The following is a 15552-nucleotide window of genomic DNA, read 5'->3' as shown; positions in this document are numbered from 1 at the left end:
CCGGTCGGACCCGGCCTGGCTCCGGCTGCTCCGGTCAGACCCGGTCGGCCGCGATCAGCACGTACTGGAAGGAACCGTCCTTGTAGGACTCGATGAACGCCTCCTCGATCCCGGTGACCAGCGAAGTGGTGTTCCGCAGCTCCCAGTAGGGCAGGGTGTCCGGGGTCAGGTCGATGACGGCCTGCGGCACCAGGCGGTTGTCGGCCATCGCCCGCAGGTACTCGCGGCGGGAGTGGATGTTGCACTCGAAGTGCGCGTTGATCTGCGAGACCCACTTCGACGGCTGGCCGTACTTCGGGTTCCAGCAGCCGGTGATGGTCACGTACCGGCCACCGACCGCCAGCACCCGCGAGTGCTCGGCGAACAGGTCGTGCAGGTCGACGTACATGCTGGACTCGTTGTTCCAGGAACCGGCGATCGAACCGTTCTCCAGGGGCATGTCCAGCATGTTGGCGACCCGGGAGCGGACGAACCCACCGATGCCGAGTTCGGCGGCGCGCTTGTTGCCGAAGTCCGCCTGCTGGGCGGAGAGGGTCAGGCCCTCGACCCGGCAGCCGAAACGCTGGTGGGCCATGACCATCGAGCCGCCACGTCCGCAGCCCGCGTCGAGCAGCGTGGCCCCGGCCCCGATGTCGCCGAGGTGGTCGAGCAGGACGTCCGCCTGGGCGGACTCCAGGCGGTGCAGCTCGGCGATGACCTTCTTCTCGCGCTCGCTGTCCGCCGGGTCGCCGATCGCCTGCCGGTCGATCTCGCCGATGCCGTAGTGGTGGTGGTAGAGGCCGTCGACGTCGCCCAGGCGCAGGTTGACCGGGCGTGCCTCGTGGTCCCAGTAGCGCGCGATGTCGCCTTGGTACGGAGTCGCCGGGCCGGGGATGGCACTGCTGGGGGTGGTGATGTCGTCGGTCAGGGACATGGGGGTCAACTCCAGGGTTCTCACGGTTGGTTATCGGTACATCGAGGAATCAGGGGCTTCCGGGCCCGGTGGTTACCAGAAGTCCGGCAGGCTGTAACGGTGGGTGTTGGTCTGGTGCCAGTAGTGGTTGCCGTCGAGCCACGCGGCCACCCCGCGCAGGAACCGGGCCAGGGTCGGCACCGGGCAGGCGAGCGCCAGCGCGGCCGACTCGGCCTCGAAGGCGCGCATCAGCTCGTTGTGTACCTCGACCGCCTTCAGGTAGCCCTCCTTGCGGGAGACTCCCTCGCGCTCGGAGATCACCACCGGCAGGTTCAGGTGGAGCCCGGGGCCGGAGAGCTCCTTGGTGTACGAGTACAGGTCGTTGACGATCGTGGTGGCGTTGCCGGCCAGGGCGATCACCCGCTGCACGGCGGGCAGCGCGTGCAGCTCGACGGGCAGCTCGTAGCCGCCGACGGTGTCGGTGATCGTCGGGCAGGGGCGGAAGTTGTTGAACTGGCGCATCGCCAGGTACTCCCACACCTCCGGGACGTGGTCGGTCTCGGCCCAGGCGGCCTCGGCCAGGTACCCCATGTGCAGCCGCGCCATGTCGTGCCGGAAGCGGTCCGCCTGGGAGGGCGTGGCGGCGCGGACGAAGTAGTCCATCGCCGAGCGGTACGAGCGCCGGGGGGCGTCCTCGGAGAGCGAGGCCTCCCAGGCCGGGTGGTACTCCGGAGTGGTGTGCAGCGGGTCCAGCGCGGTGTGGGCGAGCAGCAGACGGCTGCCCAGGCCGATCGGCGAGCCGCCGAGGTCCTCGCAGTAGCAGTCGTCCACCGCGTTCTCGGCGACCATCAGGCGGGCCGCGAGCATCAGGTGGTCGACGCTCGGCGCGTCGGGGTGGCAGGCCACCATGTAGCGCCCGACGGAGAACCCCTCGAAGTCCTTCTCCCACTCCGGCGGGTAGAGCTCGATCTCGTCGACCGCCCAGGCCTTGAGCTTGACGCTGAGCGCCTCCACCCGGACCGGGTCGGGCTCGGCGACCGGGTGGTGGTACAGGCCGGGGATCGGGTCGCCGAGCTTCGGCTTCCCGCCGCTCGGCCCCGCCGTGGCCCGGGGCGCCACCGGCACGGCGGGGAGGGACGGCACGGGGAGCGAGGGAACGGGGAGCGGGGGAACGGGGAGCGAGGGAACGGGCAGGGACGACGGCTGGACGTCCGGGGCCGTCGCCCCGAGCGTCGCCGCCTTGGCCACGACGGCCTCCAGCGCCACGGTCTCGACCACCGCGGTCTCGGCGGCGGCCTCCGTCGCGGGGACCTCGGAGGCCGGGACGTCCGGCGCCTGAGGCCTCAACTGCAGCCCGGAGGTGCCCAGTCCGGTGGGACCGCGGAGGATCCGTTCGATCGCCGGGGAGCTCATGGGCCCACCGCCGGGGCGGGGGCCGGCCCGGGTGGGGTACCCGTTCTGGTGCGCAGGGGCATGGAGCCTCCTCCGAGAGGGATCGCATGGTGTGACGGGTCGTCATCCCGCCCGACGCGATGGGGAACTCCACGCCGCGGGCCCGTCTCGCTCGGTTCCCAACCGTAGGCGCGTAAGCCCGTTCCGGATCGCAACGGGCGATCTTCTACACCCGATAGGGTGAACGTTCATGCTGACGGGGTTTGCCCGCGCCCGAGTCATGCATCGATCAATCCCGCTGTTCGGCGCCCGTCCCGAACCGGTCACCCCTCCCCGTTCCGGCGCCGCGTCAATGCACTGAGCCCCATCCGCGTCCCGGTCCGCCCGCCGGCGTCGTGCTCCACCGCTCCCACCGGACGGGCCTGTCCGCGCCGGCTGCGTAAGGGGGAGGAAAATGGGCGCAGCGCCGTGAGAGGAACGGGGCCAGGAAGGAAGAGCAGCGCATGGAGAGCCAGGCCCGCAGCCGGACCGCAGTCGTCGAGGACCTCATGGAGCGCTTCCCCGACGTGCCCCGGGAGGCGGTGATCAAGGAGGACCTGCTGCGCGGCGGGATGGCCTTCGACGAGTCCGCCCTCAGCGGCAGCACCGGCGCCGACGGGGGTGGCGAGGTCAAGCCGAAGTCGTACTTCATCTTCTCCTTCGACCACCGCACCCTGCCCGAACTCGGCGCGGCCGCGCTGAACCGGCCGCCGGAGGAGATCGTGCTGACCGGCGGGCCGTACGGGCTGCGCCGCACGGTGGTGTCGGTGCGGGTCAACCCGGACTCGCCGTACCGGGTGCGCGCGGGCGAGGACGGCTCGCTCGGCCTCTACCTGGACAGCGCGCGGATCGCCGACGTGGGCCTGCCGCCGATGCCCGACTACTACCGGCACACGCTCGCCAACGGGAAGTCGGTGATGGAGGTCGCGCCGACCATCCAGTGGGGTTACCTGATCTACCTCACGGTGTTCCGCGTCTGCCAGTACTTCGGCGCCAAGGAGGAGTGCCAGTACTGCGACATCAACCACAACTGGCGCCAGCACAAGGCCGCCGGCCGCCCGTACACGGGGGTCAAGCCGGTCGAGGAGGTGCTGGAGGCGCTGGAGATCATCGACCGGCACGACACCGCCCGGGCCTCCCGGGCGTACACCCTCACCGGCGGGGCGATCACCTCGCAGGTGGGCGGGCGGGACGAGGCGGACTTCTACGGCCAGTACGCCAAGGCCATCGAGGAGCGCTTCCCCGACCGCTGGATCGGCAAGGTGGTGGCACAGGCGCTGCCGCGAGACGACGTCCAGCGCTTCCGCGACTACGGCGTGAAGATCTACCACCCCAACTTCGAGGTGTGGGACAAGCGGCTGTTCGAGCTCTACTGCCCCGGCAAGGAGCGCTACGTCGGCCGGGACGAGTGGCACCGCCGGATCCTCGACTCCACCGAGGTGTTCGGCGCGGAGAACGTGATCCCCAACTTCGTGGCGGGCGTGGAGATGGCCGAACCCTTCGGCTTCGCCACGGTCGACGAGGCGATCGCCTCCACCCGGGAGGGGCTGCGCTTCTTCATGTCCCACGGCGTGGTGCCGCGCTTCACCACCTGGTGCCCCGAGCCCACCACCCCGCTGGGCAAGGCCAATCCGCAGGGCGCGCCGCTGGAGTACCACGTCCGGCTGCTGCAAACCTACCGGGCCGCCCTGGAGGAGTTCGGTCTGTCCTCCCCGCCCGGTTACGGGCCGGCCGGGCCGGGCAAGGCCGTGTTCTCGGTGAGCTCCTTCATGGACTCGCTGCCGGGCTGAGCCCGGCGACGGCGCCACCCCGGGCCCGGGGTGGCGCCGTCGGCCTGCCGGTGGGCGTCAATCAACTGCCGGGCATCGGGCGGACGGTGAGGATCTGCTCAGCCCGGCCGACCGGCCCGTGGACGTCGTGCAGCACGGTGCTGGTGACACCGTGGCCGGAGGGGCCGAAGCTGACGGCGGTGTCCAGGCCGGTCCAGCGGCCGTCGGGGCGGCGGTGGAAGTGGATGGTCAGATCGGTGTTGGGGAACATCCACTCGGTGGGCTGCTCCCGGACGGCGATGCCGTTGGCGGTGTCGACCAGGGCGATGAAGGCGGCGTGCGGGCTGCTCCGCTCCCCCGCGACGATCTCCAGCGGGGTGGACAGCCAGGCGGCGGCGCGGCCGGGGGCGGTGGAGCGGCGGCGGACCTCGACCGAGGCGATGTATCCGCCGCCCCACTGGTCGCCCATCGCCCACGGCTCGAACTCCTCCGGCGCGGGCAGGCGTTCGTCGTGGGTGCCGGCGACGGCACTGGTGTCCTGCTCGGCCAGGAACCACGCCCGGGCCCGGACCACCGCCCGGCCGTTGACCGAGGCCACCGCCTCCACCAGTTCGATGGTGCGGCCGGGGCGGAGGGTCTCCACCGTGATCTCCAGCTCGTCCAGCGCGATCAGGCCGAGTATGTCGTAGCTGATCCGGGCCAGAGCGAGCCCGTCGGCGGGGCGGTCCGCCCGGTGGCGGTCGATCGCGTGGGCGATCAGGCCGCCCACCGGGCTGAAGTGCTGCTCGTCGGGGTGCCAGGCGCCCTGCGCGTGGGCGGTCGGCTTGTAGCCGTGCTCGCCGGTGCGCTGGTAGTAGCTGTCGGGCGCGGCGGTGGGGGTGGTCAAGGTGCGCTTCTCCTCGGGCCGGATCGCGGTGGTGCGGCGGACGCCGGGCTCGTGGCGGACGTCCGCGATCACGATCGTAGGAGTCCGAACGGCCTCCGGATCTGTGATGCGCCCCACACCCCCACCGGTCGGTGCGCCAGGAGCGGGCGGTGGTCGGAGAGGTCGGTGTACGTGTAGCTCCTGCCCCAGCTGCTGAGCGTCCAGGGCGAGCTGTGCACCCGTCGAACCTCGTTGCGGCCCGGCCCGGCCGGCCGTACCCCGGTCTTCCCCGGCTCCGGGGCTGCCGTCACACTGGCGCGAGCACGAACGGGAACACCGCAAAACGGGGGCAGCATGGCCAGTCGTCCGAACAAGAAGCAGAAGAGACCGCTCGCCGCGGGCGCCGGCCGGTCGCCCAAGCCGGTCCGCCGGCGCCGCCCGGGCAAGGACGTCCAGCTCGGACCGCGCACGGTGCGCCGCACGGCGCTCCTGGTCGGGCTGCTCGCGCCGCTGCTGATCATCGGTCTGCTTGCGCTCGCCACCGATCCGGACTACCAGGTCCCCTGCACCGTCCTCGCGGTGCTGGTGCTGATGGCGGCCGTGGTCGGACTGATGATGGTCCGCAGCACCGGGTGGGTGATCTGGCCGGCCGTCTTCCTGGGCGTGCTGCTGCTGGTGATCCCGACCGCCTCGCTGCGCGCCCAGCTGCTCGCCCACCGCGGGGTGGACACCCGGGTCGTGATCACCTCCGCGCACAGCGGCAAGGACCGGATGGGCAAGGTGAGCTGGACCTGCGGCATCCGGCGCGAGGACGGCCACCCGCTGCCGCACGGCACCATCGGCGGCACCGGCTGCTCGGGCGGCTCCGTCGGCCGGACCACGACGGTGCTGGCCGACCCGGACGGCTGGGCGCCGCCGGCCACCCTGGACGACGACCTGTCCTTCCGCAGCGCCGGGGTTTACGTCACCGGCGCCGTGGCCGTCCTCTGGGCCGCCCTCACCTTCGGCGCGGCCCGCCGCTCCCTGCGCGGGCGGGGCCGCCGCTGAGCCGCCGGAACGGCGGCAGGTGACGGACCAACAGGTCCGCGCGCCCGCGCCGAGGGTGATGAACAGGACGGGCCGGGCGGGCGCGGCCGTCGTCACTCGCCCCGCAGGCCGTCGAGCAGGGCGAGGACGTCCTCGACGGAGCCCGCCGGGTCGAGGACCGGGTAGAGCGCGCCGCGGACGGTGCGGTCGGCGTCGAGGACCAGGGTGAGCCGCTTGAGGCGCTCGACGCCGGCGGCGCGGAAGGTGGGCAGCCGCAGGGCGGCGGCGAGTTCGAGTCCGGCGTCGGAGAGCAGCGGGAACGGGATCCGCGCGTGGCCGGCGAACGCGGCCAGCTGGTCGGGGCGTTGGGTGCTGACGCCGTGGACGGCGGTGTCGCGGGCGGCGAAGTCGCCCATCCGGTCGCGGTAGGTGCAGGACTCCAGGGTGCAGCCGGGCGCGCCCGGTACCTCTCCCCAGCCGGGCGGGTAGTCCAGGCCGCCCGGGGCGTAGGCGCCCGGGTAGCAGTAGAGCACCGTCCAGGCGCGGTCCGCGGCGACCGGGTCGGCGCGTCCGCCGGCGGCGGCGTCGAGTTCCAGGGCGGGCAGCCGGTGGCCGGTGAGCGCCAGCAGCCGGCGCGTCTCGGCCGAGTCGGGGGTGCTGGTGCCGGTGAGCGTGCCGTCCCCCAGGAGGTAGCGCCCGCCCCAGTCCTGGAGGGCGACCAGCACGGGCAGCAGGCCGCGGCCCCGGCCCGTCAGGTGGTACTCGTAGCGCGGCGGGTGGGGGTGGTAGAGCCGCTTCTCCAGTACGCCGTCGGCGACCAGCGCCCTGAGGCGTTCGGTGAGCACCTTGCGGCTGATGCCGAGCCCGTTCTGCAGGGCGTCGAACTGGTGGGTGCCACCGGCGACGTCCCTGATCAGGAGCAGCGTCCAGGTGTCCCCGACCACCGCCAGGGCCTGGGAGATCGCGCAGTCGGGGTCAGCCGCTTCCGTGTGCCGCATGATCACCCATTATAGTGAGTTCCCAAAAGGAACTCACTCGGTACGGACCGGTGGCGAAGGGGTGGACGTGACGACGCGGACAGCGGACACGGCGGCAAGAGCGGGCTCGGTGCCGCCCGGAAAACGGCGCGGGGGCGGCGGGGCGGCGGCTTTCTGGCGCTACTGGACGGCCTCGACGGTCAGCCGGCTCGGCGACCAGGTGACCACGGTGGCGCTGCCGCTGATCGCGGTGGTCACCCTGCACGCCTCGGCCTTCGAGGTCGGACTGATCACCGGCGCCGCGTACGTCGCCTGGCTGCTGATCGGACTGCCGGCCGGCGTCCTGGTCCAGCGCCTGCCGCTGCGCGGCACCCAGGTCGCGATGGACCTGGTCCGCGCGGCCGCCGTCGCCTCCGTCCCGTTGGCGGCCGCCCTCGGGGTGCTCGGCCTGCCGCAGCTCGTCGTGGTGGCGCTGGTGGTCGGCTTCGCGAGCGTCCTCTTCGACGTCGGCAACTCCACCTTCCTACCCACCGTCGTCCCCAAGGAGCAGCTGACCGCCCGCAACAGCCTGGTCTCCGGCAGCACCGCGGCCACCGACCTGGCCGGGCCCTCGCTGGGCGGCGTGCTGGTGCAGCTCGTCGGCGGCGCGGCCTCGATGCTGCTGGACTCGGTCAGCTACCTGGCCTCGGCGGCACTGCTCGGCAGCCTCCCGCAGGCCGGGCGGCCCGCCGCGCGGCCGACCGGCGGCGCCGGGATGCGCGAGCAGATCCGCGAGGGCTGGCGGTTCGTCGCCAGGCATCCGGTGATCCGGCCCTGCGTCGCCGACGCCACCGCCGTGAACTTCGTCTGCGGCGGGCTGATGACGCTCACCCCGGTCTTCCTGGTCCGCACCCTCGACGCCCCGGCCGCCGCCGTGGGCGCCCTGATGGCGACCGGCGGCCTCGGCAGCCTGCTCGGCGCGGCCGCCACGCCGCGCTTGGTGTCCCGCTTCGGCGGCGGCCCCGCGCTGCGGTGGGCGGCGGCGGTCGCCACCGTCTTCGCCCTGCTGCTCCCGGCGGCCGGATCCGGCTGGGGGACGCTGGTCTTCGCGCTCGGCAACGCCGGTTTCTCGGCCGGGGTCGTGGTCACCAGCATCGTGACCCGCACCCACCGGCAGACCCGGACCCCGCCGGAGCTGCTCTCCCGGGTGATGGCCACGGTCCGCTTCGTCTCCTGGGGCGCCATCCCGGTCGGCGCCCTCGCCGCCGGCGCCGCCGCCGCGGCCTGGGGACCGCGCACGGCACTGCTGCTGGTCGCGATCGTCAGCGTGGCGAGCCCGGCGATCCTGCTGGCCAGCCCGGTCCGGCGGATGCGCGAGCTGGCCTGAGCCGGGGGCGGCCGCGGGCGGGTCCGGCGTTCGCCCGGCCCCCGGGGCGGGGCGCGGTGGGCACCCGCCCGCGGTCAGAGCCCGGCCGGCCAGTTGTAGCTGCTCGGCACGGGGACGGCGGCGTTCTCGGCGGCCGTGCCGTAGACCAGGGCGATCTCGTCGTGGGCGTTGAGCGGGATCGCCGCCGGGTCCCCGCTCACCGCCTTGCCGTTCACGTACGCGGTCAGGGTGTGGGTCGCGTCGGTGCGCAGCCCGCCGAGGTGGTCGGCGGAGGCGGAGACCTGCCATTCGGTCAGGAACTGGCCCAGGGTGAAGTCCGCGTTCACCGGCGACTCGACGTGGACGACGCCGGTGGTGTCGTGGGTGTGCAGCGGGCTGATCTTCTGGGCGCTCTCGTCGATGCCGACCAGCGCGGGCACCGTCACGGCCCGTCCGTCGGCGTAGACGTCGAGGTGGGTGTGGAGGTGCAGGGCCGTGCCCTCGGCGCCGAGCATCGGCAGGCCGGCCGCCTTGACGGCGGCGGCGACGTCGGCGGGCGCGTCCCAGGGCGGCGGAGTGGTACGGCCCTCGGCGGTGGTCCGCGGATGCGCCGGGACGCCGCTGGGGGCGGTGGAGCCCTGGTTGGTGGCGATCACCACGGCGATCCCGCCGATCACGACGAGCACGAGCAGGCCGATCAGGCCGCCCACCAGCCACCGCCGGGCCCGCGCGTGCCGGACCTCCGCCGCCCGGAGCGCGGCGACGCGGGCCCGCCGTCCGGACGCCCCGGGCTTCTGCGCTGACATGGCTGCGGGCCTCCTCGGTCGAGGTAGCTACCCTCCCAGCCTGGCAGAGTCCGTCGCCGCCAGCTCGCCGAGTCCGGCGCTGCCACGGACGACCGCCGGACGATCACCGCGGGTGACCGGAAACGGCGGCGGCCCCCCGCCCCCGCGGGGGGGGGGGGGGCCGCCGTGGCCCGCCCGGGCCCCCCCCCCCCTTCTCCCGCGCGGCGGGCGGCAGTTGACTGGGCCGGTCATGGACAACAGCAGCAAGGCCGCAGCCGCCACCGCCGAGTACGACCGCCTGATCGCCCGCCACCACGCGATGCGACTGCGGCGCCAACTCCTCACCCCCGCCTCGCCGTCGGAGGCCTCCTCCGGCGCCGCGCCCGGCTCCGCCGGGCCCGGTTCCGGCGGCCACGACGACTACGACGGCGCCGGGGACCAGCACCTGGTCCGGCGCGACCTCGACCTGGTCGCCCCGCTCCCGGAGCTGATCGACCACCTCTACGCGGTCATGTTCCGCCGCCGCCCCTACCTGCGCGCCCTCTTCCCCGCCTCGATGGAGTTCCAGCAGTCCCACCTGGAACGCGTCCTCCAGCACCTGGTCGACCACCTCCACCGGCCCGCCGAACTGGCCCGGATGCTCCGCCGACTCGGCCGTGACCACCGGAAACTGGGCGTCCGGCCGGTCCACTACGAGGCCTTCGAGGAAGCGCTGTGCGCCGCGATCCGCCACCGGGCCGGCGAGCACTGGACCGAAGGCCTCGAAGCCGCCTGGCTGCGGATGCTGCGGTTCGCCGTCGGCGCGATGGTCGCCGGCGCCGAGTCCGCGGTCACCGAACCCCCGTACTGGCACGCCGTGGTGACCGGCCACGAGCGCCGCCGCCCCGACCTCGCCGTCCTGCGGGTGCGCACCGGCGAGCCGTACCCCTACCGGGCCGGCCAGTACGGCACCGTCGAACACCCCGTGCTGCCGCACACCTGGCGGCAGTACTCGATGGGCTGCGCCCCGCGCGGCGACAACGAGCTGGAGTTCCACGTCCGCCGCGTCGGCCCCGGCGGCGTCAGCGCGGCGCTGGTCGGGCACACCGCCGTCGGCGACCGGCTGCGCCTCGGTCCGCCGCGCGGCGGCCTGCTGCCCGACGGCGACGGGTACGGCGACGGCGACGGGTACGGCGACGGCGACGGGTACGGCGACGGCGACGGGTACGACCGCGACCCGGCTCGCGACCTGCTGCTGGTCGCGGGCGGCACCGGGCTCGCCCCGATGAAGGCGATCGTCGAACAGCAGGCACTCCACCGCCCGCCGGGCCGCCGTGTCCACCTCTTCGTCGGCGCCCGCGACCGGACCGATCTCTACGACTGGCAGGCGCTCACCGAACTCGGCCTGCACAAACCCTGGTTGGCGCTCACCCCGGTGACGTCCGGCCGCCTCGCGGACACCGTGGCCGCCGCCGGGGACTGGCGCGAGCACCTGGCCTGCGTCAGCGGGCCGGCCGGGATGGTCGCCTCGGTGCGGACCGAACTGCTGGCGGCGGGCCTGCCGTTGGCGCGGGTCCGGTACGACCAGGTGCTCTCCCGATAGCCTCCCGGCCTCCTCCTACCGGTAGCAGTAGGAGTCCGAGGAGGCGTCCCCGCCCGCCAGGTGGGTCTGGTGGACGCGCAGCCCCCGGAACTCGGCGCCGTGCGGGAAGAAGCGCTCGTCGATGCTGAGCCCGCCGGCGACCGGGTCGGCGTCCAGCTTGACCAGCCAGGGGTCGATGCCGTCCGGGTAGAACTGGTCGTCCCAGGCGCCGTAGAGGGAGTTGGTGAGGTAGAGCCGCTTCCCGTCGCGGCTGATCTCCACCATCTGCGGCGCCCCGTTCAGCGGCCGCCCCGGCTCGGCCGGGTGCGGCGTCCGGGCGGCGACTCCGCCCAGGCGAACCGAGGAGGCGAGCCGGGGGTGGAACGGGTCCGAGACGTCGTACTGGAACAGCTCGCCGGTGCCCCAGGCCGACACGTACAGCCAGCGGTCGTCCACCGAGAGGTTGATGTCCGTCACCAGTGGCGGCACCGCCCCGAACGGCCGCAACGCCGGCGGCAGTTCCTCGGCCGAGGCGGGCTCGGCCGGGATCTCGATCACCTTGCGCGCGGTGAACGCGGGGCCCTCCCGGTACCAGAGCCACACCGAGGAGGAGAGGTCCTCGACGTTCACCACCACGCCGGCGAACCCCCACTCCGCCTGCGGATCGTGTGCCGGGCGCAGCTCCAGCACCATCTGGTACTGGTCTCCGAGGTCGACCCGCTGGAGGTGCCGCCCGGTGCCCAGCTCCCAGAAGTGCAGTGCGGGCCCGTACTTGCGGCCGAGCAGCTGCTCGGGCAGCACGCCGTCCTCGACCATCCACGGCGAGCCCCACTCGCTGGTCACCCCGACGTTGGTCCCGAGGTGCCACCAGACGTCGTAGGCGAAGTGCTGCGGCCCGCGCTCGGTCTCCCAGGGGCGCAGCACGTCGAAGGTGGTGTGGTCGAGCAGTGCCACCCCGCCGGGCCCGTCGCCGCCGTCCCCCGCCCCGAGGCAGGACAGGAAGACGCCGTCCGGGCCGCAGTGCAGGGTGTGCGGGCGCGAGTAACCCGCCTTCGCCGCAAGCTCATCGGCCTCCACCGTCTTCACCAGCCGGGGCCGGACCGGGTCCGGGCGGGTGTCCATCACGTGCAGCCGCGACGACCGCAGCCCGGGCAGCAGCAGGTACCGCCGCTCCGGGTTCTCGTGGCAGGCATGGGCCAGCGCGCTGGAGCAGGCGTTCCACCCGAAGTGGTGCAACTCGTCGCCGGGGGTCGGCAGTTCGGCGAAACTGAGCACCTTCCCGTAGCTCGCCGACTCCGGGTCGGTGTCGACGGTGAGCAGGGCGTCCGGCCGTTGCCCCGACCGGTCGAACCCGGCCACGTACGCCAAGGTCTCCGGCGGGGCCGCGATCGCCTCGGCAGCCGACCGGTAGAGCGACGGATCCATCTGTTCTCCCAACTCGCCGTGTCCGTCCGGGCAGCGTTCCACACGACCACCGGCGCACAGCAGGCGCACGGGAAGCGGCCGGGAGGCGCGCGCGGCTACCCTGGTCAGGGGCACGACAGGCGGCGTAGGCGGCCCTCCGGGGACGGTGCCGCGCAGCGCGGAGCTACCGGCCGGTATGGTCGGGTGCGGAACGGGTGATCACCCGCCGTGGCGGCGGGCGGAGCAGAGGAACGGGTGCGGCGGCAGATGGAGTTTCGGGAAGACGTCCTGGGTGCCCCCTACGAGGCGGCGGAGCTGGAGCTGCGTCCGGACGGGGAGGGGGCGGTCTGCGCGACCCTCGTGCGGAGGCTGGTGCCGGGCGCCGAGCGGGCCGTGCTGTACATCCACGGGTACAACGACTACTTCTTCCAGACCAACCTGGCCGACCACTACGCCGCGCTCGGTTTCTCCTTCTACGCCCTGGACCTGCGCAAGTACGGTCGTTCGCTGCGACCGCACCAGTCGCCGAACTTCGTCCGGGACCTCGCCGAGTACGACGAGGAGATCGACGAGGCGGTCCGGATCATCCGCGAGGTCGACGGCCACCGGCAGCTGCTGCTGAACGGGCACTCCACCGGCGGTCTGGTCGGCGCACTGTGGGCCGGTCGCCGGGCCGGGCGGGGCGTGGTGGACGGGCTGTTCCTGAACAGCCCGTTCCTGTCGATGCCCGCCGGCGCGGCCGTGCGGACCGCCGGCGGCCCGGTGGTGACGGCGATCGGGCGGCTGAAGCCGACCCGGATCCTGCCCTCCTCGCTCAACCCGCACTACACCCACAGCCTGCACCGGGACCACAAGGGCGAGTGGGACTTCGACCTCCGGCTCAAGCCCGCCGAGGGCTTCCCGCTCTACGCGGGCTGGCTGGCCGCCATCCACCAGGGGCACCGGCAGCTGCGGCACGGGCTGGGCATCGACGTGCCGGTGCTGCTGATGGCCTCGACCAGGTCGATCTCCACCACCACCTGGCACAACGCCCTGCACCACGCCGACGCCGTGCTGCGGGCCGACGACATCGCCGCGCAGGGCCCGAGGCTGGGCCGGCACGTCACGGTGGTCCGGATCGAGGGCGGCATGCACGACCTGGTGCTCTCCGGCGAGGCGGCCCGCACCAAGGTGTTCGCCGAGCTGGACCACTGGCTCGCCGCCTACCTGGACGTCCGTCCGGTGGAGGAGAACGCGTGACCGACCAGCCGTCGACGGGAGAGCCGCTGCCGGAGGGGCCGGCGGCGGACGAGCCGCTGCCGGTCGGCCGGACCACCGACCTCGGCTTCGCCAAGCTGATGCCGGACATCGACCGCGACGGCGGCTGGCTGCTCACCCTCGACGGCACCCCGCAGTCCTACGTCGACCTGGCCGACCCGACCCACCTCGAATTCGAGTACACCCGGCGGATCGGCCACCTCGCCGACGCCCTCGCCCCCGCCGGCCGTCCGCTGGACGTGCTGCACCTGGGCGGCGGCGCCCTCACCATGCCGCGCTACCTGGCCGCGACCCGCCCCGGCTCGCGCCAGCGGGTGGTGGACGTGGACGGGCCGCTGCTCGACCTGGTCGCCGAACACCTGCCCTGGCAGGGCCCCGGCGCGGACATCAGCACGGCGGTCGGCGACGCCCGGGCCGCACTGGCCGCCGCCCCGGCCGGTTCGCAGGACCTGGTGATCGCGGACGTCTTCCACGGCTCCCGCACCCCGGCCCACCTCACCTCGGTGGAGTTCCTGCGGCTGGCCGCGGCCGCCCTGCGGCCCGGCGGCTGCTACGCGGCCAACCTGGCGGACGGCCCGCCGCTGGCCTTCGCCAAGGCCCAGGCGGCGACGGTGCGGGCGGTGTTCCCGTACGTGTTCCTGGCCGCGGAGGCGCCGGTGCTGCGCGGGCGCCGGTACGGCAACATCCTGCTGGCGGGTTCGACGGCGCCGCTTCCGACGGCGGAGCTGACCCGCCTGCTGGCGGGCGACATCTTCCCGGCGCGGCTCACCGAGGGTGACGAGCTGGCCGCCCTGGTCGGCCGGACCGCCCCGGTCACCGACGCGGACGCCACCGACTCCCCGCCCCCGCCGGACGGCGCCTTCAGCGTCGGCTGAGGCGGACGGCGAGCACCGCGCGTTCGGACCGTGCCGGTTCAGGCCGTGCCGGTTCGGGCCGCGCCGTCAAGGGCGTCATGCGTGTCCGGCACGGCGCGGAGCAGGCCCGGGAAGCGCTCGTCGAACTCGTCGAACTCGTCGAACTCGTCGGTGCGCAGCCGGGCGCTCTGCTGCCGCCCCTGGGGTGCGGAGGGGCCTGCTGTTGGGGGCCGTCGTCGACTTCTGGTGCAGGGGACCGCAGCCCGGGGCAGGCGTCGGCGTCGGAACTGATCGAGTGGCGGGTGGACACGGGCCGCAGCTCGGCCCCACCCCCCGGGGCCTGGTGCGCGGTCGGGGAATGGCCGCATGCCGCCCGGGAGAAGGCCTGGGCGGCATGCGGCCGAGGGGGCGGCGTGCGACGGGAAGTGGTGGTACCCGGGGAGGTCAGGGAAGGATGACCCGGCGTCCGCGGGAGTGGCCTGCCCGGCTGTCGACGTGGGCCGCCGCGGCCTCGGCGAGGGTGTAGGACTTCTCGACCGGGATGTGGAGCTTCCCCCGCGAGATGAGGTCGGCGGCCACGGCGAGCGCCGCCGGCACGCTCCCGGCCACGCCGGAGAAGCGGACGCCGAGTTCGGGTGCGCCGAGGTCGGCGATGGTGATCACCTTCCGCGGGTCCCCGGTCAGTTCGACGAGTTCGCGGATCACCCCGGAGCCGGCCAGGTCGAGGGCGGCGTCGACCCGGCCGAGCTGCCGCACCCGGTCGACCCAGCCCTCGCCGTACGTCGTGGGCACGGCACCCAGGCTGCGCAGGTAGTCCTGGTTGGCGGCCCCGGCCGTGCCGATCACCGTGATGCCGCGGTCGCGGGCTATCTGCAGCACGGCCGAGCCGACCCCGCCCGACGCGCCGCTGACCAGCAGCGTCTGCCCGGGCTGCACGCCGACCTCGCGGAGGATGCGCAGCGCGGTCTCCACCACGGAGGGGTATCCGGCGGCCTCTTCGAAGGTCAGGCCCTCGGGCATGCGGGCCCAGGCCGACAGCACGGCGAACTGGGCATAGGTGCCGGCGCCTTCGCCGAAGACGCGGTCGCCGACCTCGACCCCTTCGACTCCCTCGCCGACCTCGTCCACCACCCCTGCGGCGTCCAGCCCGACCCCGGAGGGCAGGACGGTCGGATGGGCACCCAGCTTCTGGCCTTCACGGATCCTCCAGTCGACGGGGTTCACGCCCGCCGCCCGTACGGCGATGCGTATCCGGCCGGGGCCCGCGTGGGGCTCCTCGGCGTCGACGAGGCGCAGGACGTCCGGACCGCCGAACTCGGCGAAGCTCACTTTCTTCATGCAGCGGACCGTAACACTAACGGTTAGGTTTTTGGAACTGTTGTTGTT

At 73.7% G+C, this 15552-nt stretch carries 13 protein-coding genes and 1 pseudogene; 6 read left to right on the top strand and 8 right to left on the bottom strand.

Annotation, left to right across the window (positions count from 1 at the left end; translation table 11 throughout):
- Window positions 1-34: 34 nt before the first annotated feature.
- Window positions 35-913: a geranyl diphosphate 2-C-methyltransferase gene (locus tag ACFV1W_RS12320; RefSeq protein WP_380415617.1), complete on the bottom strand. Its 879-nt coding sequence runs from the start codon at window positions 911-913 to the stop codon at window positions 35-37.
- A 72-nt stretch (window positions 914-985) separates the two neighbouring features.
- A complete protein-coding gene (locus tag ACFV1W_RS12315; RefSeq protein ID WP_380415615.1) occupies window positions 986-2305 on the bottom strand; it encodes a family 2 encapsulin nanocompartment cargo protein terpene cyclase in 1320 nt (439 codons plus the stop codon).
- Between the two features lie 482 nt (window positions 2306-2787).
- On the opposite strand from ACFV1W_RS12315, the gene ACFV1W_RS12310 reads away from it, so the two are divergent.
- The gene (locus tag ACFV1W_RS12310) at window positions 2788-4113 is read left to right on the top strand and encodes a radical SAM protein (protein WP_380415613.1); all 1326 of its coding nucleotides are present in this window, start codon (window positions 2788-2790) and stop codon (window positions 4111-4113) included.
- Between the two features lie 61 nt (window positions 4114-4174).
- Here ACFV1W_RS12310 and ACFV1W_RS12305 read toward each other — a convergent pair whose 3' ends face one another.
- The gene (locus ACFV1W_RS12305) at window positions 4175-4978 is read right to left on the bottom strand and encodes a thioesterase family protein (protein WP_380415739.1); all 804 of its coding nucleotides are present in this window, start codon (window positions 4976-4978) and stop codon (window positions 4175-4177) included.
- Window positions 4979-5046: 68 nt separating this feature from the next.
- Window positions 5047-5235: pseudogene (locus ACFV1W_RS12300) on the bottom strand (hypothetical protein); the annotation flags it as partial.
- A gap of 76 nt (window positions 5236-5311) precedes the next feature.
- Here ACFV1W_RS12300 and ACFV1W_RS12295 point away from each other — a divergent pair.
- Window positions 5312-6004 carry a hypothetical protein gene (locus tag ACFV1W_RS12295; RefSeq protein WP_380415611.1) on the top strand — a complete coding sequence of 231 codons (693 nt, stop codon included), beginning with the start codon at window positions 5312-5314 and terminating at the stop codon, window positions 6002-6004.
- Between the two features lie 92 nt (window positions 6005-6096).
- Here the strand turns inward: ACFV1W_RS12295 and ACFV1W_RS12290 are convergent, their stop codons facing one another.
- The gene (locus ACFV1W_RS12290; protein WP_380415609.1) at window positions 6097-6981 is read right to left on the bottom strand and encodes a winged helix-turn-helix transcriptional regulator; all 885 of its coding nucleotides are present in this window, start codon (window positions 6979-6981) and stop codon (window positions 6097-6099) included.
- Between the two features lie 67 nt (window positions 6982-7048).
- On the opposite strand from ACFV1W_RS12290, the gene ACFV1W_RS12285 reads away from it, so the two are divergent.
- A complete protein-coding gene (locus tag ACFV1W_RS12285) occupies window positions 7049-8326 on the top strand; it encodes an MFS transporter (RefSeq protein ID WP_380415607.1) in 1278 nt (425 codons plus the stop codon).
- 74 nt (window positions 8327-8400) lie between these two features.
- Here ACFV1W_RS12285 and ACFV1W_RS12280 read toward each other — a convergent pair whose 3' ends face one another.
- Window positions 8401-9111, bottom strand: coding sequence for a hypothetical protein (locus ACFV1W_RS12280; RefSeq protein ID WP_380415605.1), 711 nt, complete (start codon window positions 9109-9111; stop codon window positions 8401-8403).
- A 229-nt stretch (window positions 9112-9340) separates the two neighbouring features.
- Here ACFV1W_RS12280 and ACFV1W_RS12275 point away from each other — a divergent pair, with 229 nt between their 5' ends.
- The gene (locus ACFV1W_RS12275) at window positions 9341-10672 is read left to right on the top strand and encodes a globin domain-containing protein (RefSeq protein WP_380415603.1); all 1332 of its coding nucleotides are present in this window, start codon (window positions 9341-9343) and stop codon (window positions 10670-10672) included.
- Between the two features lie 15 nt (window positions 10673-10687).
- Here ACFV1W_RS12275 and ACFV1W_RS12270 read toward each other — a convergent pair whose 3' ends face one another.
- Window positions 10688-12076, bottom strand: coding sequence for a selenium-binding protein SBP56-related protein (locus ACFV1W_RS12270; RefSeq protein WP_380415601.1), 1389 nt, complete (start codon window positions 12074-12076; stop codon window positions 10688-10690).
- 246 nt (window positions 12077-12322) lie between these two features.
- Here ACFV1W_RS12270 and ACFV1W_RS12265 point away from each other — a divergent pair, with 246 nt between their 5' ends.
- On the top strand, window positions 12323-13294 hold the full coding sequence (locus ACFV1W_RS12265) for an alpha/beta hydrolase (protein WP_380415600.1): 972 nt from the start codon (window positions 12323-12325) through the stop codon (window positions 13292-13294).
- A gap of 98 nt (window positions 13295-13392) precedes the next feature.
- A complete protein-coding gene (locus tag ACFV1W_RS12260) occupies window positions 13393-14187 on the top strand; it encodes a spermidine synthase (protein WP_380415737.1) in 795 nt (264 codons plus the stop codon).
- Window positions 14188-14610: 423 nt separating this feature from the next.
- Here ACFV1W_RS12260 and ACFV1W_RS12255 read toward each other — a convergent pair whose 3' ends face one another.
- Complete coding sequence (locus tag ACFV1W_RS12255) at window positions 14611-15504, bottom strand: NADP-dependent oxidoreductase (protein ID WP_380415598.1); 894 nt, start codon at window positions 15502-15504, stop codon at window positions 14611-14613.
- Between the last annotated feature and the right edge of the window lie 48 nt (window positions 15505-15552).

The organism is Kitasatospora sp. NPDC059648 (assembly GCF_042734825.1).
Lineage (GTDB): Bacteria > Actinomycetota > Actinomycetes > Streptomycetales > Streptomycetaceae > Kitasatospora.
Note: the sequence above shows the minus strand (reverse complement) of the source record. Positions and strands in the feature narration are given on the sequence as shown.

Bases quoted from the DNA above. Each gene is read 5' to 3' on its own strand.
- ACFV1W_RS12265 (WP_380415600.1), top strand. From the start codon at position 12,323: ATGGAGTTTCGGGAAGACGTCCTGGGTGCCCCCTACGAGGCGGCGGAG.
- ACFV1W_RS12310 (WP_380415613.1), top strand. From the start codon at position 2,788: ATGGAGAGCCAGGCCCGCAGCCGGACCGCAGTCGTCGAGGACCTCATG.
- ACFV1W_RS12290 (WP_380415609.1), bottom strand. From the start codon at position 6,981: ATGCGGCACACGGAAGCGGCTGACCCCGACTGCGCGATCTCCCAGGCC.
- ACFV1W_RS12315 (WP_380415615.1), bottom strand. From the start codon at position 2,305: ATGAGCTCCCCGGCGATCGAACGGATCCTCCGCGGTCCCACCGGACTG.
- ACFV1W_RS12260 (WP_380415737.1), top strand. From the start codon at position 13,393: ATGCCGGACATCGACCGCGACGGCGGCTGGCTGCTCACCCTCGACGGC.
- ACFV1W_RS12280 (WP_380415605.1), bottom strand. From the start codon at position 9,111: ATGTCAGCGCAGAAGCCCGGGGCGTCCGGACGGCGGGCCCGCGTCGCC.
- ACFV1W_RS12320 (WP_380415617.1), bottom strand. From the start codon at position 913: ATGTCCCTGACCGACGACATCACCACCCCCAGCAGTGCCATCCCCGGC.
- ACFV1W_RS12255 (WP_380415598.1), bottom strand. From the start codon at position 15,504: ATGAAGAAAGTGAGCTTCGCCGAGTTCGGCGGTCCGGACGTCCTGCGC.
- ACFV1W_RS12270 (WP_380415601.1), bottom strand. From the start codon at position 12,076: ATGGATCCGTCGCTCTACCGGTCGGCTGCCGAGGCGATCGCGGCCCCG.
- ACFV1W_RS12275 (WP_380415603.1), top strand. From the start codon at position 9,341: ATGGACAACAGCAGCAAGGCCGCAGCCGCCACCGCCGAGTACGACCGC.
- ACFV1W_RS12295 (WP_380415611.1), top strand. From the start codon at position 5,312: ATGGCCAGTCGTCCGAACAAGAAGCAGAAGAGACCGCTCGCCGCGGGC.